General features: G+C 64.6%; 22 protein-coding genes. 7 read left to right on the top strand and 15 right to left on the bottom strand.

The features are described from left to right. Positions 1 to 106 precede the first annotated feature (106 nt). Positions 107 to 1063: a LysR substrate-binding domain-containing protein gene (locus ACYG9Y_RS20605; RefSeq protein ID WP_023670561.1), complete on the top strand. Its 957-nt coding sequence runs from the start codon at positions 107 to 109 to the stop codon at positions 1061 to 1063. 6 nt (positions 1064 to 1069) lie between these two features. On the opposite strand, the gene ACYG9Y_RS20610 is transcribed toward ACYG9Y_RS20605, so the two are convergent. After that, positions 1070 to 3268, bottom strand: coding sequence for a bifunctional diguanylate cyclase/phosphodiesterase (locus ACYG9Y_RS20610; protein ID WP_023723354.1), 2199 nt, complete (start codon positions 3266 to 3268; stop codon positions 1070 to 1072). A gap of 91 nt (positions 3269 to 3359) precedes the next feature. Here ACYG9Y_RS20610 and xseA point away from each other — a divergent pair, with 91 nt between their 5' ends. Together xseA and ACYG9Y_RS20620 are read left to right on the top strand one after the other, a co-directional pair. After that, on the top strand, positions 3360 to 5033 hold the full coding sequence (xseA, locus tag ACYG9Y_RS20615) for an exodeoxyribonuclease VII large subunit (RefSeq protein WP_023738264.1): 1674 nt from the start codon (positions 3360 to 3362) through the stop codon (positions 5031 to 5033). Positions 5034 to 5041: 8 nt separating this feature from the next. Next, the gene (locus ACYG9Y_RS20620; RefSeq protein WP_023738263.1) at positions 5042 to 6160 is read left to right on the top strand and encodes a DmpA family aminopeptidase; all 1119 of its coding nucleotides are present in this window, start codon (positions 5042 to 5044) and stop codon (positions 6158 to 6160) included. A gap of 33 nt (positions 6161 to 6193) precedes the next feature. Here the strand turns inward: ACYG9Y_RS20620 and ACYG9Y_RS20625 are convergent, their stop codons facing one another. From ACYG9Y_RS20625 to ACYG9Y_RS20655, 7 genes are all read right to left on the bottom strand, one after another. After that, entirely contained in the window at positions 6194 to 6436 is a 243-nt protein-coding gene (locus ACYG9Y_RS20625; protein ID WP_023670565.1) for a DUF768 domain-containing protein, read from the bottom strand. Positions 6437 to 7058: 622 nt separating this feature from the next. Then, entirely contained in the window at positions 7059 to 7952 is an 894-nt protein-coding gene (locus ACYG9Y_RS20630) for a sugar phosphate isomerase/epimerase family protein (protein ID WP_023738262.1), read from the bottom strand. A 65-nt stretch (positions 7953 to 8017) separates the two neighbouring features. Continuing rightward, on the bottom strand, positions 8018 to 8956 hold the full coding sequence (locus ACYG9Y_RS20635; protein ID WP_460223139.1) for an ABC transporter substrate-binding protein: 939 nt from the start codon (positions 8954 to 8956) through the stop codon (positions 8018 to 8020). Positions 8957 to 9032: 76 nt separating this feature from the next. After that, positions 9033 to 10025 (bottom strand): ABC transporter permease subunit, encoded by a 993-nt coding sequence (locus tag ACYG9Y_RS20640; protein ID WP_023738261.1) that lies wholly within the window; start codon positions 10023 to 10025, stop codon positions 9033 to 9035. Further along, positions 10022 to 11518 carry a sugar ABC transporter ATP-binding protein gene (locus ACYG9Y_RS20645; RefSeq protein ID WP_050588083.1) on the bottom strand — a complete coding sequence of 499 codons (1497 nt, stop codon included), beginning with the start codon at positions 11516 to 11518 and terminating at the stop codon, positions 10022 to 10024. The genes ACYG9Y_RS20640 and ACYG9Y_RS20645 overlap by 4 nt, the downstream gene beginning before the upstream one ends. Positions 11519 to 11562: 44 nt before the next feature. Further along, positions 11563 to 12942: an FGGY-family carbohydrate kinase gene (locus tag ACYG9Y_RS20650; protein ID WP_023704481.1), complete on the bottom strand. Its 1380-nt coding sequence runs from the start codon at positions 12940 to 12942 to the stop codon at positions 11563 to 11565. Next, positions 12939 to 13721: a DeoR/GlpR family DNA-binding transcription regulator gene (locus tag ACYG9Y_RS20655; protein ID WP_023738260.1), complete on the bottom strand. Its 783-nt coding sequence runs from the start codon at positions 13719 to 13721 to the stop codon at positions 12939 to 12941. The genes ACYG9Y_RS20650 and ACYG9Y_RS20655 overlap by 4 nt, the downstream gene beginning before the upstream one ends. A gap of 192 nt (positions 13722 to 13913) precedes the next feature. Here ACYG9Y_RS20655 and ACYG9Y_RS20660 point away from each other — a divergent pair, with 192 nt between their 5' ends. Genes ACYG9Y_RS20660 through ACYG9Y_RS20670 form a run of 3 tightly spaced genes read left to right on the top strand, consistent with a single transcriptional unit; the run spans position 13914 to position 17078 of the window. Then, entirely contained in the window at positions 13914 to 14957 is a 1044-nt protein-coding gene (locus ACYG9Y_RS20660; RefSeq protein WP_023738259.1) for a class II aldolase/adducin family protein, read from the top strand. Continuing rightward, the gene (locus ACYG9Y_RS20665; RefSeq protein WP_031245854.1) at positions 14941 to 16230 is read left to right on the top strand and encodes an FGGY-family carbohydrate kinase; all 1290 of its coding nucleotides are present in this window, start codon (positions 14941 to 14943) and stop codon (positions 16228 to 16230) included. The genes ACYG9Y_RS20660 and ACYG9Y_RS20665 overlap by 17 nt, the downstream gene beginning before the upstream one ends. Further along, positions 16227 to 17078: a TIGR01459 family HAD-type hydrolase gene (locus tag ACYG9Y_RS20670; protein ID WP_023738257.1), complete on the top strand. Its 852-nt coding sequence runs from the start codon at positions 16227 to 16229 to the stop codon at positions 17076 to 17078. Before ACYG9Y_RS20665 ends, ACYG9Y_RS20670 begins: the two co-directional genes overlap by 4 nt. Before the next feature lie 74 nt (positions 17079 to 17152). On the opposite strand, the gene ACYG9Y_RS20675 is transcribed toward ACYG9Y_RS20670, so the two are convergent. The 4 genes from ACYG9Y_RS20675 to ACYG9Y_RS20690 are packed head-to-tail and all read right to left on the bottom strand — an operon-like array spanning position 17153 to position 21086. Further along, on the bottom strand, positions 17153 to 18334 hold the full coding sequence (locus tag ACYG9Y_RS20675) for a hypothetical protein (protein ID WP_031253328.1): 1182 nt from the start codon (positions 18332 to 18334) through the stop codon (positions 17153 to 17155). 30 nt (positions 18335 to 18364) lie between these two features. After that, the gene (locus ACYG9Y_RS20680) at positions 18365 to 19375 is read right to left on the bottom strand and encodes a succinylglutamate desuccinylase/aspartoacylase family protein (protein ID WP_023738255.1); all 1011 of its coding nucleotides are present in this window, start codon (positions 19373 to 19375) and stop codon (positions 18365 to 18367) included. Between the two features lie 2 nt (positions 19376 to 19377). Next, positions 19378 to 19722, bottom strand: coding sequence for a RidA family protein (locus ACYG9Y_RS20685; RefSeq protein ID WP_023686804.1), 345 nt, complete (start codon positions 19720 to 19722; stop codon positions 19378 to 19380). 38 nt (positions 19723 to 19760) lie between these two features. Then, positions 19761 to 21086 carry an alanine racemase gene (locus ACYG9Y_RS20690; protein WP_023686803.1) on the bottom strand — a complete coding sequence of 442 codons (1326 nt, stop codon included), beginning with the start codon at positions 21084 to 21086 and terminating at the stop codon, positions 19761 to 19763. 71 nt (positions 21087 to 21157) lie between these two features. On the opposite strand from ACYG9Y_RS20690, the gene ACYG9Y_RS20695 reads away from it, so the two are divergent. Continuing rightward, on the top strand, positions 21158 to 22099 hold the full coding sequence (locus ACYG9Y_RS20695; protein WP_023692366.1) for an amidohydrolase family protein: 942 nt from the start codon (positions 21158 to 21160) through the stop codon (positions 22097 to 22099). Here ACYG9Y_RS20695 and ACYG9Y_RS20700 read toward each other — a convergent pair. Genes ACYG9Y_RS20700 through ACYG9Y_RS20710 form a run of 3 tightly spaced genes read right to left on the bottom strand, consistent with a single transcriptional unit; the run spans position 22073 to position 25502 of the window. Further along, positions 22073 to 23044, bottom strand: coding sequence for an ABC transporter permease (locus ACYG9Y_RS20700; protein WP_023695084.1), 972 nt, complete (start codon positions 23042 to 23044; stop codon positions 22073 to 22075). The two genes, ACYG9Y_RS20695 and ACYG9Y_RS20700, sit on opposite strands and share 27 nt — an antisense overlap. After that, positions 23041 to 24006, bottom strand: a complete 966-nt coding sequence (locus ACYG9Y_RS20705) for an ABC transporter permease (RefSeq protein WP_023686801.1) — start codon at positions 24004 to 24006, stop codon at positions 23041 to 23043. The genes ACYG9Y_RS20700 and ACYG9Y_RS20705 overlap by 4 nt, the downstream gene beginning before the upstream one ends. After that, entirely contained in the window at positions 24003 to 25502 is a 1500-nt protein-coding gene (locus ACYG9Y_RS20710) for a sugar ABC transporter ATP-binding protein (protein WP_196815217.1), read from the bottom strand. The genes ACYG9Y_RS20705 and ACYG9Y_RS20710 overlap by 4 nt, the downstream gene beginning before the upstream one ends. Between the last annotated feature and the right edge of the window lie 13 nt (positions 25503 to 25515).

Consider the following 25515-nt stretch of genomic DNA (forward strand, 5'->3'; position numbering starts at 1 on the left):
GATTCACATGCCTTCATGTGGACAATGTGAATTTGCCACGCACCGATTGATTAATCCAACGAATGTTTCTAATCTTTAGCATCAACGCTAGTGATGGATTGGACCGATGAAAGCGCCACTCGATCTCGACCAGTTGCAGACCTTCATCTCGATTGCCGATACCGGCAGCTTTACCCGCGCGGCCGAGGAAGTGCTGCGCACGCAATCGGCGGTGTCGATGCAGATGCGCCGGCTGGAAGAGCGGATCGGCAAGCCGCTGTTCGAAAAGGACGGCCGCACCAACAGGCTGACCGAGGAAGGCGACAAGCTGCTCTCCTACGCGCGCCGCCTGCTCTATCTCAACCGCGAAACGCTGGCCGCCTTCGATGACCAGCGGCTCGAAGGCACCATCCGCATCGGCACCCCCGACGACTATGCCGACCGGTTCCTGCCCGAGATCATGGCGCGCTTCACACGGTCAAACCCGCGCGTCGAACTGACCGTCATCTGCGAGCCTACGCCAGGCTTGGTCGAGCATATCAAGCGCGGCAATCTCGATCTTGCGCTGGTGACGCACAACGATACGCGCGGCCAGTCGGAAGTGGTGCGGCGCGAGCCGCTGCTATGGGTGACCTCGGCCAACCATGCCACGCACGAACAGGAAGTGCTGCCGATGGCCTTCGGCCGGCCGAACTGCATCTGGCGGCGCGCCGCCGTCGATGTGCTCGACCGGCAAAGCCGCGACTATCGAATCCTGTTCACCAGCTTCTCGGCGACCGTCATTACCGCTGCGGTGCTGTCGGGGCTGGCGATCTCGGTGCTGCCGGAATGCGCGCTGCGGCCCGGCATGCGAGTGCTGGGCGAGGCCGACGGTTTTGGCGCCCTACCCGACTGCCGCATCGGCATCATGCGCGGCCAGACCTCGCGTCCCGAAATCGTCGACGCGCTGGCCCGGCACATCTCGGAAAGCCTCGACAATATTTCCGTGCCGCTCGGCGAAGAAACGGGAAGCTTCGATTTCGCCTCGCTCGCCTTCGCCAAGATGAAGCGGAGCAAGCCGAACCAGATCCTGCCTGGCTGGTAGGAACGATCAGGCCGACGCTGCCGCCTCCGTCGTTGCGTTGGCCGACGACAGGCCGGGCAGCGCCACCAATTGCGCCGGCTCCAGCGGCGGCGACAAGAGGTAGCCCTGCAGCTGCTGGCAGCCCATGGCGACCAGCAGCGCCTTTTGCACCTCGGTCTCTACGCCCTCGGCGGTGACCTCGACCTTGAGCGCGCCGGCGAGATCGATCAGCGCCTTGACGATGGCGCCCGAATTGCCGTCGCCGTCGAGAAGCCGCACGAAGGAGCGGTCGATCTTGAGCTTGTCGATGGCATGGCGGCGCAGATAGCTCAGCGACGAATAGCCGGTGCCGAAATCGTCGAGCACAATGCCGACGCCCGACTGGCGCAAGGCTGCCAGAGCCGCTCTGGTGGTGTCGTTGTTTTCCAGGAGAACGTTTTCGGTGATCTCGAGCTGCAGGCGCTTCGGCGCCAGTCCCGTTTCGGCGAGGATCGAGGCAACCTCTTCGGCAAAGCCGGCGTCGCGCAATTGCAGCGGCGAGACATTGACGGCGAGCCACGGCAGTTTGGTCTTCACGGCGAAGCGGCAGGCTTCCAGCAGGGCCCATGCGCCGAGCTGCCCGATCATGCCGCGTTCCTCGGCGATGGCGATGAACTGCGCCGCCGGCAATGCGCCATGGACCTCATGCGCCCAGCGGATCAGCGCCTCGGCGCCGACAATGGTCTTGCCGTCGCTGGCAAAGACCGGCTGGTAGGCGAGCTTGATACCGGTGCCGCCGTTCAGCGCGCTGCGCAGCTCGCTCTCGACCTTGCGCTTGCGCAGCAAAAGGTCGTCCATGTCGCCGGCGAAGACCTGGTAGCGGCCACGGCCGTTCTTCTTGGCTTCGTAGAGCGCGATGTCGGCCTTGCGCAGCAGATCGTCTGCGTCGGCATCAGGGCCTGTCGACAAGGCTATGCCGATGCTGGCGCTGATAAAGACCTGATCGTCCATCAGCTTGAACGGCTCCTGCAGTTTCTGCAGCACCCTCTCGGAAATATCCTCGGCGTTCCTGACGTCGCGGACATCGATCAGGATCACCGCGAATTCGTCGCCACCCAGTCTTGCCACCGTGTCGACGTCGCGAACCGTATGCTGAAGCCTGGCCGCCGTCTGGCGCACGAGTTCGTCGCCTGCCGGGTGACCAAGCGTGTCGTTGACATGCTTGAAGCGATCTAGATCGAGATAAAGCAGCGCGACCTTGCTTTCATTGCCGGAGGTAAGCAAGGCACGCCGCAGCCTGTCCTCGAACAGTGCCCGGTTGGGCAGGCCGGTGAGCGTGTCGTGAAAGGCGAGATATTGCGCCTGGGCCTGGCTGGTCTGCAGCGCCGATGACGCACGGCGCAGACGCCGGAGCAGAAAGGCGAGCACGCTCGCCGCAACCAGCGCGGCCAGAGCCAGGGCCGGGCTGGCCTTGCCCACCAGCGTCAGGCCGGGCCGTTCCTGGTCCCAGGCAATATAGCCGAGGATGACACCCTGTTTGTCGATAAGCGGAATGGCAGCCGAGCCAAGCGGCTGAGCCATCGGCAGGAGATGCGCCCCCGCCAGCAGATATTTCTGCGCGATCTTGCCGATCACCGCGTCGTTGATGAACTCTATGGAGACATGCAGATATTCGCTGCCGGATGCCTGGGTGACGCGATCCGAACTCGGCACCAGAGGCATGACGCTGAGTATGGCAGGCTGACCGCCAAGCGAGACCAGATCGTCGGCAACGAATTTTGCGCCGGCCTGGCTTGCGTCCTTGCTCATCATCTGGCGCAACCTGGCGATGGTCGGCCGCAAAGCGGGTTCGTCCTCGCCAAAGACGGCAGGCGACACGACCTTGCCTTCGCGCATGGCGTGGACCGGCCGGTTGGCGTTGTCCAGCACATAGACCCGGTTGTGGCCGTAATACGAGTACATCCAGACGCTGAAATTCTCGGCCATCCAGGTCTGGTTGCCGGCCTTGGCGTTTATAACGGAATCATCCCAGACGGCGACGCTTTCCTGCTCGCGCTTTACCGCGGCGATCTGGTCCTGCAGGCCGTTGGCAAGGAAAACCTTCTCCCGCTCGAGCGAGACCCGGTCGGCCTGCATGGTGGCGTAAAGGCCGAAGCCGACAACGATGGCCAGTGCAAAAACGGCAAGCGTCAGCACCGTCAGGGTGACCTGGAACGTCAACGGGCTGCGTTGTTTGCGGGCGCTCATGCGTCCTCCTTGGCCCAGAGTCAATCAGGCCAGGCTTAAGATCAAGTTATGGAATCTTGACGCGGAGCGACAACAGCCGCTCAATCGGCCGATGAGCGACGCAGAATCCGAATCACGAACCAATGCCACCGAATACACGGTGAGCGAGATTTCCGGCGCGCTGAAGCGCACGGTCGAGGATGTCTTCGGCCATGTGCGGGTGCGCGGCGAAATTTCCGGCTATCGCGGGCCGCACTCTTCCGGCCATGCCTATTTCACCCTGAAGGACGACCGCGCGCGGCTCGATGCCGTGGTCTGGAAAGGCACGATGAGCCGGCTGAAATTCCGTCCCGAAGAGGGGATGGAGGTGATCGCCACCGGCAAACTCACCACCTATCCCGGCAAATCCAACTACCAGATCGTCATCGACAATCTAGAACCCGCCGGCGCCGGGGCGCTGATGGCGCTTTTGGAAGAGCGCAAGCGGCGACTGCAGGCCGAAGGACTTTTCGATGCCGGCCGCAAGCGGCGGCTGCCGTTCATGCCGCGCACCATCGGCGTCGTCACCTCGCCGACCGGATCGGTGATCCGTGACATCATCCATCGCATCAAGGACCGCTTTCCTCTGCATGTGCTGGTCTGGCCGGTAAGAGTCCAGGGCGAGACGGCGGGGGCGGAAGTGACGGCCGCCGTCAACGGCTTCAACGCGCTGGCCTGGGATGGCGCGATTGCCCAGCCCGACCTTCTGATCGTGGCGCGCGGCGGCGGCAGCCTCGAGGACCTCTGGGGGTTCAACGATGAAGGGCTGGCGCGCGCCGTCGCCGCCTCGCGCATTCCGGTGATTTCGGCCGTCGGGCACGAGACCGACTGGACCTTGATCGACCTCGTCGCCGACATGCGCGCACCGACGCCGACAGGTGCGGCGGAGATCGCGGTGCCGGTGAAAGCGGACCTCGAAGCGACACTAGCCAGTCTTGGCGCACGTCTCAAAGCAGCCACCTTGCGCAATTTCGAACGCAAGCGGCAGGCCTCGCGTGCGGCGGCCCGGGCACTGCCCTCACCCGACCAGTTGCTGGCGCTGCCGCGACGGCGGCTGGACGAGGCGGCCAGCCGGCTTAGCCGGGGGCTGATGGTCTCCACCGAAAGAAAGCGAGCTCGGTTCTTCGCCGTGAAGCTCACTCCGGCAACGCTGTCGCGGCGGATTGCCGAGGCGCGACGAACCAACGACCGCAACCTTTTGCGCGCCCAGGGGGCGCTGCGCGCATTGGCGAGAGCCCGGCGCGCGGAACTCAATCGCGCAGCGGATCAACTGCCAAAATGCGCAAAAGCATCCCTGCAACGGCACAGGCAGCAACTGGCTTTGCTGCAAGGCCGCATTACGATCGAGCCAACGGCACGGCGGCAAACCGTGCAGAGGGATCTGCTGACAGCTTTGACGAAACGCGGCACGCAAGCGGTACTGCTCAGGCTGGAGCGACTGCGCGGCCGCATCGTCCAATCCGAGAGGCTGATGGCAACGCTGTCGCACAAGGCTGTGCTGGCCCGCGGCTTCGCGCTGGTCAAGGATGCCGACGGCGCGGTGATCAAACTGGCAGTTGATGTGGCGCCGGGCGCTGGCCTGCAGCTGGAGTTCGCCGACGGCATCGTAAATGCAGTCGCGACCGGCGACGCCGAGCGGGTGCAGGCCGTTGCCAAACCAGCGGCCACGCCGCCCGCCAGCAAACCCGCCGCAAAGCCGACGGCCAGCAAACCGAAAGAACCGGGCAATCAGGGCTCGCTTTTTTAGAGGACCGCATGACCGGACATGACCCGCATCTTCAAACGCCGGCGGGCAAGCCGCGCGCCCGTGCTTTCGGCATTGCCTTCGAGGGCACGCCGGGCGGCTTCAACGCCATCACCGATGTGCCCGGCGTATCGGTCGGCTATGCGACGCTGATTTCCGGCGAGGGTCTGCTCGAGGTTGGCACGGGGCCGGTGCGCACCGGCGTCACCGCCATCCTGCCGCGGCCGTTGGCTGAGCTCGCCACGCCGGTGTTTGCCGGTGTCTTCAGCCAGAACGGCAATGGCGAGTTGACGGGGTCGCACATTATCGAGGAAGTCGGCGCCTTCAACCTGCCGGTCACGATCACCAACACGCATTCCTGCGGCGTCACCCGCGACGGCACGCTGCGTTGGATGCAACGCGTGCTGCCGGCGGCGCTCGACAGCGGCTGGGGCCTGCCGGTTGCGGCGGAGACCTATGATGGTTTCCTCAACGACATCAACGGTCATCACGTCGGCTTCGAAGATGTCGAAGCCGCGCTCGACGGTGCCGCCGGTGGAGCGATCGAGGAAGGCAGTGTCGGCGGTGGCACCGGCATGATTGCCTTTGGCTTCAAGGCCGGCTCGGGCACGGCATCGCGCATCATCGAGTGGCAGGGCATCAGGCATACGGTCGGCGTATTCGTGCAGGCGAATTTCGGCAAGCGGCGCAATTTCACACTGCGCGGCGCCCGCGTCGGGCCCGATCTGGTAGAGCCGGCGATGCGCGAAGGCACGCCGCGTGCCGAAAAGGGCTCGATCATCGCCATCGTCGCCACCGATGCGCCATTTCTGCCGCACCAGATGAAGCGGCTGGCAAAGCGCGTGCCGCTCGGCATCGCCATGACAGGCGGCTTCGGCTACCACAGTTCGGGCGACATTTTTCTGGCCTTCACCACCGCCAATCCGCAAGCAGCACTTGCACCGTCGGGACGAACCGCAAACGCCGCTTACATCCCGGACGTCGATATCGATCCGTTCTTCGATGCGGTGGTGCAAAGCGTAGAGGAGGCGATCCTCAATGCAATGGTCGCCAATGAGGATATGAGCGGACGCGACGGCAATTTCGTGCCGGCGCTGCCGAAGGCCTGGCTGAAAGATCGATTTGGATAGAGGACAAGGCCTGGCGGCGCCAGGCCTGTTGCGTCACGGCTTGGCCGCGTTGCTCTGGTCGGCCTCGGCCGCCTCTTCGAGCCGCGATGCGATCAGTTCCTGGATGTCGCCGACTTCTTCCTGGATATCTTCCAGCGGAATGCCGACCTCAGCGGCCTTGGCCGCGCACTCCTTGGCGAGGGTCTCGGCCTGCTTCTCGATCTTTACCGGCGAGTGCTGGCAGTGGACCTTTTCACCGATCCATCCGCGCAAGAACTCGATCGCATGTTCACTCATACTGCTTTTCCCTGGCGGCTATGCCGGTTGGTAACCGTAAACGTCCGCACCCGGTAAAGGATGCATGCTGCCATTCGAACCGAGTCGGCTTCGCCCGGCAAGTTGATCTTGTCGGAGGTCCGAAGAGCCGAATGAAGGGAAGGGTTCAATGAGCACGTTCTGATTGTTTGATAGAGTGGTACGTTGGCCGGGATCGGCTTCGGCTCTATGCTGTTGTTCTTACGATCTTTTCCTGCTGTCGACGGCCGATTTGTATCACAATAGGGATCACAACGCGTAACACATTTTCTGCTGCTTCGTGGTACACCGCCACAGCTACGCGGTCGAAGCCGCCGCTATATAGTGACATCATTATGCGATGTCGACTCTATCAGCTATCCTGCTTCTTTCCGCCGCGCTGTGTCAAACGTCATCCCCGTCCAGTATGGAGATTGGATGGCCCCGGAGGGCGTATGAAAATGTTGATTTTATTGCGTTTCGTGGCCAAAATCAGAAAGCTCTCGTCAGCGTCACCCCGCTCGACTGCCTCCGCCACACTCAGCGCCTCCGACGTCGATTCCTTGCACGTAAGGCGCGGGCCGGGTGAACGACTACATTGGCGCGCTTTGGCAGCGCGCTCCTGCTAAGGACGATGTCTCGATGCGACAAGCTCTGCCTTGCGCTGCGCCGTCTCCAGCCCGATTGAGATGAAGGCGCGCGCATGCCGGGCCAGTTCCATATTGTCGGCCCACAGATTGCGCCAGATCGCGGTCTTCCGTGACAGGTTCTCGTCGACGATCTTCGACGAGAAGGATTCAAAGCTGAGGTCGTCCCTATAGCCGATTGCGGTCAGCGCATCGAAGATGGCGGCAAAGTCGATATTGCCGGTGCCGAGGAAACCGCGATGGCTCTCGCCGATATGGACATAACCGATCTTGTCAGAGGCATGGCGGATAGCCAGTCCGACATCGGCCTCCTCGATGTTCATGTGGAAGGTATCGAGATGCAGGAAGATGTTGTCGGAGCCGGTGTCCGCGATGAAGGCCAGGCCTTGTGAAGCGGTGTTGAGAAGATTGCTTTCGAAGCGGTTGACGATCTCCAGATTGAGCGTGACGCCGGCGGCCTTGGCCGTCTCCGCAACCTTCGCAAGTGTCCCCGCGCTGCGGTTCCACTGATCGCGCGTCGGCGCCTGCGTCTGCAAGCCGTGGCTGGTACTGAGGATGCCGCCAATTTTCTGGCCGCCGAGATCGCGGGTGAGCGCGATCGTCTCGTTGAGGATCTCGACGCCGCGCGCGGCAACCGCCTTGTCCGCACTCGAAATGTCGCCGTCGGCCGGCAGGCCGATGCTGATCGCGACGCCGAGCTTGAGGTCGGCGATTCGCCTGGCCAACCCGCCAACGTCGACATTGGCCGGGTCAAGATAGGAGAACTCGATCAGGTCGAAACCGGCCTCCTTGGTGTTGGCCAGCGTGCGTTCGAGGTCGCCTTGCGCCGAGCTCGCCGACCAGACGAAGGAATGAATACCGATGCGCGACATGATCGTCTCCCGTTTCTGAATTGAGATGCGGCCGGGTTGCCCCGGCCGCATCGGCCTTGGGAGGCTTAGCGGGCTGCGGTCCAGCCCTTGTAGTCTTTCAGGTTCTCGGCCGTGATCAGCTTCGGGTCGAGCAGCACGGTCGGCTCCGCCGGCTTCTTGCCGGCAAGCAGCTCAGCCGCCATCGTCAGCGACTGGCCAGCCATCACGTAGGGATCCTGCGAAGCCGAGGCCTTGATCATCGAGGTGCCGGAAGCGAGTTCCTTCTCGATATCGGGAGCGCCATCCACTGCGGTGAAGATGAACTCCGAGCGATTGAGCTGCTTGGCCGCAAGCTGGGCGCCGATCGCCGTCGGATCGTTGATGGCAAACACCGCATCGATCTTGTCGAAGCGGGTGAGCAGCGACTGGAAGACCTTCAGACCGCCGTCGCGCGAGCCTTCGGCATTCTGGTCGTCGGAGAGGATCTTGATGTCGGGGTGTTTTGCAAGGACGTCTTTGCAGCCCTTCACCCGCTCCAGGATCGACGACGACGCCGGGCCGTTGAGGATAACGTAGTCGCCCTTGCCGCCGGTGTGGTCGACCAGATACTGGCAGGCCTCTTCGCCGGCCTTGACGTTGTTGGTCATCACGGTGACGTCGGCGCCTGGCGCCGAGACGTCGAAGGCGGCAACGACGATGCCCGCTGCTTGCGCCTTCTTCACCGCCGGGCCGATCGCCTTGGCATCGACCGCATTGAGCATGATCACGTCGACCCCGGCGGCGATGAAGGAATTGACCTGAGAGACCTGCTTGTTGAGGTCGTAGTCGGCCGACACTGATGTTACCTCGACCTTTGGGTTGATCTTCTTGGCTGCGTCCTCGATGCCCTTGATGGTGGCGACGAAGAAGGGGTTGCCGAGCAGGCCGACCGAGATGCCGACCTTGTTGAGGTCCTTGGCCGATGCGGGCGCGATGGCGGCGGCCGCGAGTGCGACGCCGCAGAGCAGTTTAGCGATGGTCTTCATTGCTTTCCTCCAATTGCCCCGCGCCTCTCACGGTGCGTTACACAAACCGGTCGTTTACGCCGGCGACCAAGGTCAATCACGTTCTCGCTCCTGCCTGGAGCCTGTAGCGGTCGAGGGCGACTGCCACGATGATGACCAATCCCTTGATGATGTACTGCCAGATGTCCGAGACACCGGCCAAGATGAGCCCGTTGGAGAGCACCGCTATGATCAGGCCGCCGATCAGCGTGCCCCAGATCGAGCCGACGCCGCCGACGAAGCTGGTGCCGCCGAGAATGACCGCGGCGATGGCATCCAACTCGTAGGACTGGCCGAGCTGCAGCCCGTTGGCCGCATAGAGCCGGGCCGCTGACATGGCGCCGCCAAGGCCGGCCAGCAGGCCGGAAACGCCATAGACAAAGAGCAGCACCAGCGGCACCTTGATGCCGGTCAGCCGCGCCGCTTCGGCATTGCCGCCAACGGCATAGATCCAGGTGCCGAGCACGGTGCGCTTGAGCACCAGCCAGGACAGCACCACGACCGACAAGGCGATGATGACCAGCCAGGGAACGCCGAACAGCGTACCGTTGCCGATGAAGTCGAACGGCAGGTCCGAGTTGAACACCGTGGTGTCCTGGCCGAGCAGGCGGGCGACGCCGCGCACAGCGGTCAGCGACCCCAGCGTGACGATGAAGGGCGGCAGTCTGATATAGGCGATCAGCAGCCCGTTGATGACGCCGAAGCCGAGGCCGACGAGAATGGCCGCCGGCACGCCCAGCAGTCCCCAATCAGGCACCAGCGACACCATCACCGCCACCATCGCCGAGGCGGCAAGTATCGAGCCGACGGACAGGTCGATCCCGCCGGTCAGGATGACGAAGGTCATGCCCGCTGCCAGCACAATGTTGATCGACGATTGCTGCATGACGATCAGCAAATTGGTCTGGGTGAAGAAGCGCGCGTTCATCAACTGAAAGCCGACCGCCAGCAGGATCAGGATCGGCAGCATGCCAAGGGCGGCGAAGGCGGTGCGCAACCGCCGGCTCCTGCCGACAACCTGGCCACTGATCTCGGTCGCCTTGTCGGTCATCCCTTGGCCGCTCCCGTTGCAAGTTCCATGATTGCTTCCTGGCGCAGCGGCTGGTCTTTGGACGCCGTAACCTCGCCGGCAATCGTGCCGTCGCGCATTACCAGCACGCGGTCGGCAACGCCGATCACCTCCGGCAGTTCGCTGGAGATCATCAGGATGGCGATGCCCTTTTTGGCGAGATTGTCGATCAGCCGGTAGATTTCCGACTTCGCTCCGACATCGACGCCGCGCGTCGGTTCATCCAGGATGACCACTTGCGGCTCGGTCTCGAGCAGGCGGGCAAGCAACACTTTCTGCTGGTTGCCGCCCGACAGCGAACCGGCATTGGCCTGTACCGACCTGGTGCGGATGGAGAGATCCGAAACGGCAGTGGCAGCACGTCTCTCGGCGGCTTTGAAATCGCGCAAGCCGCCGGGCCGCGCATCCCTGGCCAGCACGCCCATGCTGATGTTGTCGGAGATCGACATGTCGAGAAAGAGGCCGAGCTCCTTGCGGTCTTCGGTGAGATAGGCGATGCCGGCATTCAGTGCCTCGCTTGGCGAGCCGATGGTTACGGGCTTGCCGTCGAGTTCCAGCGTGCCGGCGATGCGTCTGTCGGCACCGAAGATCAGTCGCGCGAGTTCGGTGCGGCCCGAGCCGACAAGGCCAGCCAGAGCCAGCACCTCGCCCTTGTACAGTTCGAAGGAGCAGTTCTTCAGGAGATTGCCGTCCGCCATGCCGCGCACCGACAAGGCGACCGCGCGCTTGTTGTCCGGCGGGCGATGATCCTTCCTGTAAAAAGCGGACAGGTCGCGGCCAACCATCATCGAGACGAGGCGCGAGGCGTTCAGCTCGGCACGCTCGAGTGTGCCGACATAGCCGCTGTCGCGCAGCACGCTGACACGGTCGGCCAACTGGTAGACCTCTTCCATGCGGTGGCTGATGTAGATGATGGCGATGCCTTGCGACTTCAGCGTCGCGATGACCTCGAAGAGACGGTCGGTCTCGCGCGAGGTCAGCGAGGTGGTTGGCTCGTCCATGACGATGATGCGCGCGCTGGTCGAAAGCGCGCGGGCGATTTCGACCAGCTGACGCTCGCCGAGCGACAGGCTGGAAACCTGAGCCCGTGCGGAGAAGGACACGCCGAGACGCTTGATGATCTCATTGCTGCGCCGGTAGCATTGGTCGCGGTCGACGATGCCGAAACGCCTCGGCTCATTGCCGAGGAAGATGTTCTGCGCGACCGTCAGGTTGGGCGCCAGCGACAGTTCCTGATAGATAACCGCAATGCCGTGAGCCCGCGCCTTGATCGGGTCGCCGGTGGCGACCGGCACGCCGTCGATCAGTATCTCGCCGCCGGCATCAGGCCGATAGGCGCCGGACAGCACCTTCATCAAAGTCGACTTGCCAGCACCGTTTTCACCCATCAGCGCATGGACTTCGCCGGCATGGACGGTCAGCGACACGTCCTGCAAGGCGCGGACTGGCCCGAACGTCTTCGAGATGTGCCGCATTTCCAGCACTGGCTGGCGCGTGACTTCGGCCTGAGCAGCGACAATCACCGTGCGCCTCCCGCTGCCGCGCGGGGGATGCCCTGCTCGCCGATGAGGCCACGCCATGTGTCGCGATATCGGGCAAGTCCGGTGAAGCTTGCGGCACGCACGGGCTCCGGCACTTCCGCGGCAAATTCGCGGCCGACGGTCTCGAAGGCCAGCGCCGCCGCCCCGGTGGCGCTGCCCTCCAGTGTGGCCCCTTGCAGGAAGGCCTGGCTGGGACGCAGTTGCGCCACTAGCCCGGCGAGCAGGCCGCCAGCGTTCAGTCCGCCATCGACGATCACGGTGTTGTCCGAATGGATCTGGTCGAGGCAGAGGTCGACCATCAGCGCGACGTAGAGCAGCGCCACGGCTGCGCGTTCCTCGGCGCTTGGCATGCGGCCGACCAATTTGCCGGCGCGGCCGGGCATTGGTCCGCCCGGCGCGAAGCTCGGCAGCGCCATGCTGCCGGCGTTGATCACCCGCTGCACTGCCGCCGGCGCTATCGCGCCTTGCCAGCCGTCGCTGATCGTGGCGAATTCGCGCCCGCCCATGAAGCGGATGGTCGGCACAGGGCCGCCGTCGATATCGACATTGACCAGCATGTCGCGCTGGCCATCGAGCGCGTCGAGCAGGCAATCCGGATTAAGCACGACGACCCAGGTGCCGGTCGAGACGACGGTGACCGGGCCAAGCTCCTGCCGGCGATAGGCATGGAGCGCGGCATTGCTGTCATGGACACCATTGTGGATGGCGATCCGCCGCTTCGTGTCGCCGAGGCGTTGCTCGCCGACAACCGAGCCCGCCCGCTCGAAAGCGGGCATCCGGTCGCGCCAGCCCTCAATATCGACCAGCGAACTGAAGTCGCGCTTGCGCGGCGCCCATAAATGCGAGTGGCAGCCGAGATAGGACACTTCCGAGACCGCCCGGCCGCCAAACCGCCAGCTCCAGTATTGTGGATAGCCGAGGATCGATTTCGCGGCCGTGAATGCACCGGGTTGCACCGCCTGTAGCCACAGCATGTGGCGACCGTAGTTGAAGCCGAGCGGCAATCGCGGCGAGAAGGTCTCGGTGAAATCCGGAACGAGGCGATCTATTTGCGCGGCAATATCAGCCGGCGGCTCTTGCTCGTAGTCGAGTATCGGATGCGTCAGCGCCGCCTCGTCGACCAGGGCAAAGGTGCAGCCATGGCCCGACACCATCACGCCCTCTACGCCATGGACGTCGGTGGCCTCGCTTACGGCGCGAACCGCCCAATTGTGAAGTGCTGCCTCATCAAGCACGCTGAAGCCATCTTTGCGCATCCAGTTCGGCCGGGTCCGGCGCTCGTCGACGATGCGCCCGTCCTGAGCGAAGACGAACAGCTTCGAATTGGTCTTGCCGAAATCGAGGACGGCCATCTTCACTGGATGGTTCCCGAAGCCGAAGCGATGCGCACCATGACGCCCGCGTCTTCCAGCATGCGCGCGTCAACGTCGGACAGGCCGTCATCGGTCACCAGCGTGCCGATGCGCGACAAGGGCAGCGCGATGTTACGGGCGTGGATCGACAGTTTGCGGCTGTCGGCCAGCACCACGATCTGGTCGGCACACAGGCTGAGATCGGCGATGGAGCGGACCAGCAGCGGGTGCGATTCCAGCACGCCCTCCTGGCCAAGGCCTTGCGCGCCGAGAAAGAACTTCGATGCGTAGAACGGCTCCGCCTGGGTCGGTGAATGGATGATGCCCGGCTCACGATGCAGATCGCCGCCGGCAACGGTCAGGCTGCAATGGCCGTGGTCGCTCAGATAGGCAGCGAGCGGCATCGAATTGGTATAGAGACGGATGCTGCGCTCAGCCAGCTTGACCCCAAGGTGGAAGCAGGTCGAACCGCCATGCACGATGACCGCATCGCCGTCGCGCACCATCGTGGCCGCGAGAGCGGCGATCTGCCGCTTGGCCTCGACCGCGAGGTCGCGGTTCTCGTCATAGGGCCTGGCATAGGCAACACCCGCCTGTGAAGCGCCGTCGAGCGCCGAGACGCCGCCATAGACCTTCCGTGCTTCACCGGCCTCGTCGATCTTGTCGATGTCGCGCCGCACCGTCGCCGCCGACACGCCGAGCTGCTCCTGCAGTTCGCGCACCGACGCGAAGGGGCGATCCCGCAGCAACTCGACGATCTGACGCTGGCGGCCGGAGTCGCTCAATCGTTTTCCTCCCGGAAGCCGTTTTTGCCACGGCATTTGACGTAACTTACTCAACATCTTTCCGATTGCAAGAACCTTTGATGACATTAGATCACTATTGACGTAAGTCGCTCGCATCTGCGATACACATCAACATCCCACGACGGGTATCCGAAGCTGCGAGGCTGGCGGGGCTGATAGAGGAAATGCGCCATGGCGACCTATGCGGATGCGCAGGAAATGGCTGCCTTGCGGGCGCTTTCGGCCAGCATCGGGCGCAGCCCAAACCTGACCCAGGCCGCCGGCGGCAACACCTCGCTGAAAGCCGGCGACACGCTGTGGATCAAGGCTTCCGGCACATGGCTGAAGGATGCGCTCTCCGAAGACATCATGGTGCCGGTGGCGATGGCGCCGCTGCTCAGGGCTGTCGAACAGCGCGACAGCGCCGCCGACCAGCCGCAGATCTTCGCCATCGAGACGCTCAACGCCCGGCGCCTGCGCCCTTCGATTGAAACCACCGTTCACGCGCTGATGCCGCAGCGCGTCGTCCTGCATGTCCATTGCGTCGAAACCATTTCGCTGGCGGTACAGGCCAATTGCGAGGTGGAAGCCGCCAGACGCCTTGATGGTCTCAAATGGGCGTATGTTCCTTATTTCCGGCCAGGCCTGCCGCTTGCCCAGGGTATTGCCGAGCGGCTTCAGGCTGGGGTCGACGTGCTGATCCTTGCCAATCACGGGCTGGTCGTCGCGGCCGATACCGTCGCCGAGGCCGAAGTGCTGCTGCGCCGCGTCACGCTGCTTCTGGCGCGGCCGGCGCGCCAAGTGGCGGAACCGGATGTTGCGGGATTGGCGGCGCTGGCCGGGAAAACCGGTTACAGGCTGCCGGCGGAAATCGAGGCGCACGCGGTCGCCATCGATCCCGAAAGCCGCCGCATGGCGTCCGGGGGCAGCCTCTACCCCGATCACGTCATCTTTCTGGGTCGGGGGTCGGTGGTGGCAAAGCCCGGTGAGGATGTGCCGCGCGTCATCGAGCGGTGCGGTGCAAACCCCGTGGCGATCCTGTTTCCCGGGCTGGGCGTGCTGATGCGCGGCGATGCCAGTGCGGGCGCCGACGCCATGCAACGCTGCCTTGCCGACGTGACGGCACGCATCGACATTGCAGCGCGACTGAACTACCTCACCGCCGCCGAGAACGATGAACTGGTCAACTGGGACGCCGAGAAGTATCGCCAGAAACTCAATGCCGCCAGCCGCTGACACGCCGCTTGCCATAGGCATCGACATCGGCACGTCCGGCGCGCGCGCGGTCGCCATGCGTCCGGATTTTTCCATTGCCGCGCGTTCCGCCGTTTCGCTCGAGTTGTTTGGCCGGAATGCCCGCGACCCTGCAGTGTGGTGGTCAGCGGTCGGCGCAGCGCTGGCGGAACTGCTTTCGGGCATCGACCGAACAGCGGTCCGGTCGATCGCTGTTGACGGCACTTCAGGTACGTTGCTGCCGGTCGACGGCGCCGGGCGGCCGCTGGCCGAGCCGCTGATGTACAACGATACGGTCGCCGACAACGCCATTCTGGTCGCGATCGCTCGCGAAGCCCCAGCGACCAGTGCCGCACTTGGGGCGACGTCCGGTCTCGCCAAGGCGCTCTGGTTCCAGCGCACGCCCGGTGTTGCCGCGGTGCTGCATCAGGCGGACTGGATCGCGGGACAATTGTCCGGTCGCTTCGATGTCAGCGACGAGAACAATGCCTTGAAAACCGGTTACGACATCACGGCCCGCAGCTGGCCGGACTGGATTGCGGCCACCGAAATGCGCATGGAGTTGCTGCCCGGCGTCGTCAGGCCGGGCGATGTCGTCGGCAAGCTAACCGCGGATGCCGCGGATATGTTCGGCTTACCGCGCGAAATCGCCGTCGTCGCCGGAACGACCGATGGCTGCGCCTCGTTCCTGGCGACAGGTGCTGCGGCAATAGGCGACGGCGTCACCGTGCTGGGGTCGTCGTTGACCGTCAAGATCCTGTCCGACCGGCCTATCTCGGCGCCACGCTTCGGTATCTACAGCCATCGGCTTGGAGATGTCTGGCTGGCGGGCGGCGCATCGAACTCCGGCGGCAAGGTGCTGACACAACATTTCCCTCTGGCGCGCATCGTCGAGCTGAGCATGGCGATCGACCCGATGACCGAGACCGGCCTCGACTACTATCCTCTTGCCACTGCAGGCGAACGCTTTCCGATCGCCGATCCGGCACTGCCGCCGCGTCTTGTGCCGCGACCGGTGGAGGACGCCGACTATCTGAAAGCCATGTTGGAGGGTATCGCCGCGATCGAGGCACTCGGCTACGACAGGCTCGCCGAGCTCGGCGCGCCGCGGCTGACATCGGTCAGAAGCGTCGGCGGCGGTGCGGCGAATGCCGCCTGGACGGCGATCCGGCAGCGCAGACTTGGTGTTGATTTCCTGCCGGCGCTTTCGCACGAAGCCGCCGCCGGCACGGCGCGGCTGGCGCTGACGGGCGCAAGCGCGGCGGGGCTTCTATGAGCGCGAAAACAGTCGAACACCTCAACGGCGTCAACCAGCTGGCCGAGCGCTATGATTTTTTCCTGCTCGATCAGTTCGGCGTGCTCCATGACGGCGCCAGCCCCTATCCAGGGGCGGTGGAAGCACTGTCGGCGCTGAAGCGCGCCGGCAAGACCATTGTGCTGATCTCGAACTCCGGCAAGCGGGCGGGGCCCAACGAGAGCCGGCTGCTAAAGCTCGGCTTCGAACCGGGAAGCTGGGACCATTTTGTTTCTTCCGGCGAGGTCGCGTGGGAGTTCTTCCACGACATGGCGGTATCCGGAAAGCTACTGCCACACACGAAATGCCTGTTGATAAGCCGCGACGATGACCGCTCGGCGATCGAAGGTCTGCCCTTCGCATTGACCAAGGACGGTGACGATGCCGGGCTGGTGCTGATTTCGGCCAGCGAGGGCGACCGCTACGATCTTGAGCACTATCGCCGGCTTCTTGCGCCGGCTGCGGTGCGGCAGGTGCCATGCTTTTGCACCAACCCTGACAAGATCATGCTAACGGCAGTGGGGCCGCGCTTCGGCGCCGGCCGGCTGGCGGATCTCTACGAGGACCTCGGTGGTAGCGTCACGCGTATCGGCAAGCCTTACCCCACTATATTCGGCGCTGCGCTAGCGGTGGCAGGCAATCCAGACCGCAGCACTGTGGTCTGCGTCGGCGACAGCGTCGAACACGACATCGCCGGCGGACTTGCTGCCGGCGTGGCCACGGTGCTGGTTCTGTCAGGAATATTGGCGGACACACCTGACCTGTTCGACCTATTCGACACGATGGACGCCTACCCGGATTACACCATGGATGGCTTCAGGTTTCGCTGATTTGATTAACCCGGCAGCGCTCGCGCCCGAATCCGGCCTCAACGCCTCGTGGCCACGAGCATTGGCCGGCTGGCTCAAGACTGCCGAACAGCGCGGATCCAGTCGAGCCGCGCGGCTGGAATGAGGCCGTAATTGTAGAAATTGACGCCGTCCACACCGGGCGCCAGCGCCGGCTTCACCTTGGCCGCGAGGATGTCGGGGCGGGCCATTTCCGGATAGAACAGCCGGTAGCCGGCGCCGAGGAATTTGTCCGCGCCCAGTGCCGCACGGCCGGCCGCCATCAGGCTGGCGACATCGCCGGCCTGCATGTCGTAGGCGCACAGGATCGCCCCGTCGCAGACCTTGCCCAGCGCTGCCAGATCGCAACCGCCAAGCCAGCCGTCTTTCAGATCGATAATGACGACCCGCGTCGTGGGATCGGCTACCTCGCGCAGTTCGGCGACCAGGCTGGTCACTGGCTCGAATCGCCACAAGAGATAGGCATGGAGTTCCGGCCATGGGGCAAAGGCGTCGAGCCCGCAGGCGGGAAAATCGGGAAAGCGCCGCTCAGGCACCGCACGCTCGCAGGTCTCGACGATCCATTGCCTGGTGAGCTTACGCGCCGCCTCGGCATCGATGCCGGCTTTTGCCGCACGGGCGACGCAGGACGGACAGAAGCACAGAGACAAAAGAAAATCGTCTTCCGGCGTCAGCCCGACACCGTCCTTCTCGTGATGGTATTCATGGGCAAAGCCCATGAAGGACGGGCTTTCAAGTTCTATCCGGTCCGGCCGGTAGCTGTGCGAGATGTCGGCGATCAGCGCGCGGACATAGGCGCGCGCATCGGGATGGGACGGGCAGAGATTGTAGTAATTGGCATCGCCGAAGGCGTTGCGGGTGACGGCCTGCGGATGCAGCATGCCCAGGCGGGTGTTGTGCAGGCAGACCGTCCAGCACGAAACGCCTAGTCCGCCCGCGTCGCGACGGCGGATGAGCTGACCGAGCACGTCGCCGCCCTCGGTGATCACGTCAGCCACCTTGGGCTGGATGGCTAGACTTCCCCAGCGCGCTGCGGTCGGCTTGAAATAGATGGTGCCGTCCTGAGGGAAATAGGCCTTGCGGCGCGGACTGCGCGGCTGCAAGAAGCGCCCGGCATGATAGGATGTCGCCAGGCTGATCATGTTGAGCCCGGCGCGCCCGACAAGATCACGTTCGACCGTCTCCAGGCCGAGATCCTGGATGTCCCAGGGATAGGTCCACATGGACAGTTGCTGCATGGAATATCCTCTGCCTGATCCGGGTTTGGCTCAGCCGTCGACCGGCTCTGCGACCTGCATTAGGCAGTCGCCCGCCTCACACATCGTGTGCAGCCGGCGCGACAGCACCAAGCCGCTTTCGGCGAAATGCAGGGCCTCCTCGGCAACATCGAGCCGCTCGAGATCGTGGTACCAGCCGGCCAATTGTCCTGAAGTGACACTGTCGCCGAGCCTAGCGGCGGGCTCGAACCAGCCGCGGCGGGTGGCATAGAGGCCCTGGCTGTGCCTGGACAGGGACAGCAGCCTTGTCGGCGCCGAAGGCTTTTCGCCCGCGCCAAGAACCGGCGCGTCGACCACACCCATTGCTATCATCAGACGGTCGAGCGCGCGGGCCGTGATCGCCATCGAATCGACCGTTGCGGTGCCACCGCCGCCGAACTCGCCGCTGACGCCGACGGCGCCGGCGCGGCGCGCTGCGCCCATCGAGGTTGGCGAGGCCTGGCCGTTGTCAGCGATAAAGCCGTAGGGCATGCCGAGCGTGCGCATCAGCTCGACGCCACGCCGGTGGCGCTCGGGATCGGCGTTGCGTTCGACCAGCGCGGTCGGCAGATGCTCCATCGACGTGCCGCCCGAATGGATATCGAAGACGACGTCGTGACGAGGAAACAGCTCCGTCTCAAGGAAATTGGCGAGCCGGCTTGTCGACGTTCCCGAGGGATCGCCGGGAAACGCCCGGTTGAGATTGCCGCCGTCGAGCGGCGAGCAGCGCTTGGCGGCCATCACCGCAGGGGCGTTGGCCATCGGCATGATGGTGATGCGGCCCTTGATCCGCTTCGGATCGAGCCGGCGCGCCAGTTTTGCCAGCGACAGCTCGCCCTCATATTCGTCGCCGTGATTGCCGGCCATCAAAAGCAGTGACGGGCCGTCGCCATTGCGGATGAGGCAGATCGGCACCTTGACCTGAAAGTAGGGCGAGCGATCGATCGAGAACGGAATGCTTAGATGGCTGAGCGTCTTGCCGTCGCGGTCGAAATCGAGCGTGTGGGCGAGGCCGGTGTGCATGGTCAGACCGCCGCGACCGCGGTGATTTCGATGCGCAGATCAGGGTCGGCAAGCCGCGCCTCGACGCAGGCCCGCGCCGGCAGGCGGGCAGGATCGATCCAGGCATCGTAGATGCTGTTCATGGCCTCGAAATCACCGATCTGCGGCAGGAAGATGTTGACCGCCACCAACTTCGACTTGCTGCTGCCGACCTCGACCAGCAGCGCCTCGACTTTGGCAAGCACGTCGCTGGTCTGGCCTTCGATGCCGGCCTTGCGATCGTTGGCCACTTGGCCGGCTATGTGAACGAGGCCGCCATAGACGACTGCCTGCGACATGCGCGAGCCGGACTGAAAATACTTGATCATATCGGATCCTTTCGAGGTTCTCTTTTTGGGGGATCTGGTCAGCCGAACCAGGTGGGGAAAGCGTGGCGGACGTGGCCGGTCGCGTCGACGCCGAAGATCACGCGATAACGGTCGAGGCAGGTGCAGGGATGCGAGATGCCGAATTCGACGACGTCGCCGACGGCCACGTCGTCGCTCGGTGCAATCGACAGGAAGGAATGCTGGTCGTTGAGCTTGACCACCTCGGCGCGCGCCGCCGGCATCGGCAGCGGCTTGCAGGCACGAAAGACGGTGAGCGGCGTTGGAAAGCCCTGGTCGAACGACACGTCGCGCATGCCCATGCCGCAGATGACAAGGCCCGGCTCCGGACGCGACAGCACTTCGGCCCAAAGGCGTAGCGCAGGGCGAAAGGAATGCCGCGCCGAAGCGCTGATGCCGCCTATGGCAAAACCTTTGCGGGCATCGAGGGCGCCGAGCGAACGGTCATAGGTGCCGTGGTCGTGGAAGAAGATGGCGCCGCTGCGCAGCACCAGCGTTGCGTTGCCGTCGCTGGAAACGAGGGGTGCAAGCGCCGCGACCACCTGGTCGAAGAAGGCGGAGCCGCCGGCTGTGACGATCAGCGGTGCGTCGCCGCCGACGCGGGCACGCAGCCGCAGGAACATGTCGGCGGTCATTGCCAGCAGGCCGGATATCACCTCATCGGTGCGACCGGGCTCGGGTTGCGCCGCCGCCCCTTCATAGGTCGCAACGCCGGCGATCAGCAGCCGCCCGCCGGCAGCCGTGATCGCATCGGCGATGGCCTCGGCTTGCGCGGTGGTGCGGGCGCCCGCCCTGCCCGCACCAAGTTCGACCAGCACGCGCAGCGGCGGCAGCGCCGCATTGGCGCGCCAAGCCTCGGCAAGGGCGTTCACGGCGTCGACCGAGTCGGCAAAGACATAGAGCTCGGCATCCGGCCAGGCACCAGCAAGCACGGCCAGCCGGTTGGCGCCGCCGGCTCCTCCAACCTCATTGGCGATGATCAGCCGTGTCAAGCCGGCCTTCAACATCACTGTCGCTTGCCTGATGTCGGCGACCGTCGTGCCCCATGCGCCGGCCTCGACCAGCGACCGGGTAAGATCGGGCGCCATCGGCGTCTTGGCATGCGGAGCGATCGCAACATTGTGTTCGCGCGCATAGCGCAGGAACAGGTCGCGATTGGCGGAGAAGGCCGCCTCGTCGAGGGTCAGCACCGGAAGCGCCATGCGTCCATCGGCCGGATGCCAGTGCTCGGCCGCGACAAGGCTGCTGTCCAGCCCGGTTGTGCCGGGAGGCACGCCGCGGATGCGGTCGTCGAGCCGAAAATTTTCGCGCACCGAAAGGGCTGGAACCGGTGAGTTTTCAGTCATGCGATGCTAACCCTTTTACCGTCGCAGAACGAAGCCAGGATCGATCGCCGGTCACAGCCTGAGAGAGATACGTGCCAGAACCTTACGCCGGACCGATCATCGACGCCCATCATCATCTTTGGGATCTCAGACTGGGACGGCATCCCTGGCTCGCCGCCACGGCCAGCGAGCGCGGCGGCCTCGGCGAGCTTGGCCCCTTGCGGCGGAACTATCTGCCCGGGGATTATGCGCGCGATGCCATAGGGCATAATGTCGTCGCCACCGTCCATGTCGAAGCCGGCTGGGCGAGTGGCGACTGCATCGGAGAAACGCGCTGGCTTGAAACACTCGACAAATCGCGCGGCGTCGCCGCCCGCTATGTCGTTCACGTGCCGCTCGCCGATCGCCAGGCGCCGGCGCTGATCGAAGCGCAAGCCGCGTTCGAGCGTGTCGCCGGCGTGCGCGACATATTGAGCTGGGATCCCGACCCTGCCCGCCGTTTTGCGGCCCGTGACGGCATCATGGACGATCCGGCCTGGCGCGCCGGGCTTGCCTTGCTTGGCCAGCATCGGCTGGCCTTCGACATGATGGTGTTTCCGCGCCAGCTCGCCGACGCGGGGCTGCTTGCCAGGGCCTTCCCCGATCAGCAATTCGTGCTCAACCATTGCGGTAGCCCGATCGACCGCGACGCCGATGGCATGCAGGTGTGGCGCGACGGGCTGCGGCTTCTGTCGCAATGCGACAACGTCGCCATCAAAATATCGGATCTGGTCGCCTACGATCATGACTGGACGCTCGACAGCCTGAAGCCCGTCGTCCTGCATTGCATCGATTGTTTCGGCACCGGTCGCGCCATGTTCGGCAGCGACTTTCCGGTCGCCGGCCTGCATGCCTCGTTCGATGACATATATGACGGCTTCAAAACCATCACAGCGGACTTTTCCGCCGACGAGCAGACGGCGCTGTTCTTCGGCAACGCAAGGCGCATCTATCGGCTCGACGATGTGTCATCGGCGCGCCTGCTCCCGGCCTGAGAGCAGCAGCAGGCCGAGGATCAGCGAGCCGAACAGGATGCTGCGCCAGCCGGGCGATGCGTTGACGACGGTGATCAGCGCGGTGATGGTGACCAGCAGGATGGCGCCGGGGATGGTGCCGGCATAGGTGCCAAGCCCGCCGAGGATCGAGGTGCCACCGAGGACCACGGCGGCAATCGAGGCGAGCAGATAGGGATCGCCGATGCCGACATAGCCCTGTCCGTTCATGCCCAACACGAGCACGCCGGCAAGTCCCGAGCAGAAGCCGCTGATGCCGTAGACCGCAAGCGTCGTGGACGTGACCGGAACACCGGACAGCGCCGCGGCAAGCGGGTTGGCGCCCATGGCAAAAATCCGGGCGCCGAGCGATGTCGCATGCATCGTGGTCAGCACGATCGCCGAGACGACCACCCACAACAATACGCCAGCGGGAATGCCGGCCGGCCGGCCATTGCCGAGCCAGTGGACCAGCGGGTTCTCGGCGGTCACGGCGCTGCCGCCGGCGATGATGATCAACAGACCCTGCAAGAATGTCGCCATGGCCAATGTCATGATCATCGGGTGGACGCGCAGCAAAGCGACGCCGAGCCCGTTGACCAGGCCGATTGCCGTGGTCAGCACCAGAACGGCAAGAATGGCGGTGATGCCGGTCGGATCCACCTGCCACGACAGCAGCGGCAGGCTGACGGCGCTGACCGTGACGATGGCCGCGACGGAAAGGTCGATGCCGCCGGCGATCACCACAAAAGTCTGGCCCGCGGCAACCAGGCCGATGACGGCGCCGAGCTCCACCAGATAGCGCAGATGGCCATAAGCGCCGAAGCCGCGCGAAACGAAGCTCGCCACGATCCAGACCGCGGCAACGATGGCAACGGTGAGAAACGGCCGGCTGCGCAGGACCGTCAGGGCGCGTTTGCCGCCCGCGCTGTCATTCCATGCTGTCATTGCTGTGCCTTGCGGAATTGCGGGATGGCGACCGCGCCGATGATGATCAGGCCCTGGGCCACATATTGTGCGACCGGCGTGAAGCCGAGGAAGAACATGACGCTGATCATCAGGCTGAGCAGCAGGCTGCCGGCAAGCGCGCCGCGCATCGTGCCCTGGCCGCCGAGGAAGCCGATGCCGCCGAGCACCGCAGCGGCAATCGAGTTCAGGGTAAAGGCGGCGCCGATGACCGGGTCGCCCGAACCGGTCTGTGCGGCGACGAACAAGCCGGCGCCGGTGGAGAGCAGACCGCTGATCGCATAGGCCGCAATGCGCGCGCCGTCGACCGGCACGCCGGAGCGATAGGCGCCGACCGGATTCTCGCCGGCGGCATAGAGGCTCAAGCCAAGCGGCGTGGCGAGATAGAGCTTCCACAGGAGAACGATGAGCACCAGCAGCACGAATGCCGCCGGTGTGTTGCCGGCAAGCAGGTCGGACAGCCACGCCGGGATTGCGCCGCCGGGCCGCGGCAGGATCAGCAGTGCGGCGCCGCCGATGATGAACGACCCGGCAAGCGTCACCACGATGGCCGGCAGCCGAAGCCGTACCACGATGAAGCCGGTCGCCGCCCCGATGCCGAGGCCCGTCAGCGCCACCGCGGCAGTGCCCCCGGCGACGCCCAGCGGCCCGGCCATCGTCGTCGCGGCGATGACCGCGCCCAAGCTGACCGTCGCGCCGATGGCCAGGCTGATGCCGCCGGTGAGCATCAGGATCGCCTGCGCCATCGCGACCAGAGCCAATGGAAACCAGCTCTGCGTGAATTTGGCGAAGCCGGACGCCGTGAACAGACCCGGAAAGAGGACGCCATAGGCGATGAGAAACACCAGGACGACGGCAAACAGGCTGCGCACGCCGACATTGCGACGCAGTTGCACCGGCCAGTAGAGCGCGCCGGTCTGCCGGGCGGAGGAAGATGTGTTCATGCCGCAACCTTCCGCTGTTCGGCGCCCATCGCCGCGGAGACGATGGCTTCCTCGCTCAGCGCTCCACGCGCCAGCATGGCGACGATGCGGCCTTCGCGGACGATGGCTACACGGTCGCAAAGGTGCACGAGTTCGGGCGTGTCGGAACTGAGCAGCACGACCGCCTTGCCGGCGGCGGCGAAATTGCGAAGCATCATGTAGATCTCACGCTTGGTTTCGACGTCGACGCCGCGCGTCGGATCGTTGAGCAGAAGCACCAACGGGTCGTGCGGCATCCATTTCGCCAGCGCCACCTTCTGCTGGTTGCCGCCCGATAGAGCCTGCGCCGCCCGGCCGAGGTGACCCTTGATGCCGAGTTGGGCGGCAAGGCTTTTGGCCGTCTCGCGCTCTGCGCGGCGGCTGCGCAGCTTCAGCGCCGGCAGCCTGGCAAAGGCGGGCAGCATCATGTTGGTGATGATGGGATGGATCAGGTGCAGGCCCTCGCGCTTGCGATCCGCGGGCACATAGGCCAGCCCCAGCGCGTTGGCTTTCGGCACGCCGCCGGGCAGGCCGGAGGCGCCGTTGACGGTCGCCGACGCCGTCCGTGCCGGAATGGCGCCGTAGAGACCGAGCAGCAGATCTTCCTGCCCTTGCCCGACCAGGCCGCCAATGCCAAGCACTTCGCCCGTTTTGATATCCAGATCGACGTCGCGCATCAGGCCGGCCGAAAGATTTCGGACGGAGATAGCGTCGGCAAGCAAACTGGAAGGCTGCCATTGCGGAAAAAGATCACCGGGATCGCGGCCGACCATCAGCCGAACCAACCCGGCGGCGTCGGTGCCTTCCAGGGTGCGGTCGGCCGTGCAGGTGCCGTCCTTCAGCACGGTGACGTGCTGGCACAGCGCCATGACTTCGTTCAGTCGGTGCGAGATGTAGAGAATGGCGATGCCTTCGCCGCGCAACCGCTGCAGCAGATCGGTGAGGATTTTGGTTTCGGTTGCCGATAGCGACGATGTCGGTTCGTCGAGAATGAGCACGCGCGGCCGGCGGTAGAGCGCCTTGGCGATCTCCACCATTTGGCGGCGGCCGAGCGACAGATTCCCGACCGGCGTCGACAGCGGCTCGTGCAGCCCGACAAGTTCGCATGCGGCCCTCGCCCGCGCAGCGAGTTCGCGGTAGTCGATCAGGCCGAACCGTTTGGGATAGGCGCCGAGACCAACATTTTCGGCGATGGAAAGACTGGCCGTCAGGCTGAGTTCCTGCTGGACGACGGCGATGCCGGCCTGCCGCGCAACAGCTGGCGTCATGCGTGAGACCGCGCGTCCATCGACCTCGATCGTCCCGCCATCCGGTCTCAAGGCGCCGGACAAAAGGTTGATCAAGGTCGACTTTCCGGCGCCGTTCTCGCCGAGCAGCGCATGCACGCGGCCCGGCTGGAGAGCGATTGAAACGTCGCGCAGGACGGGGTTGCCGAAGAAAGACTTCGACACCCCGCGCGCCGCGAGCAGCGGAGCCATGGTTGTCAACACT

Source organism: Mesorhizobium sp. W050 (assembly GCF_054719535.1).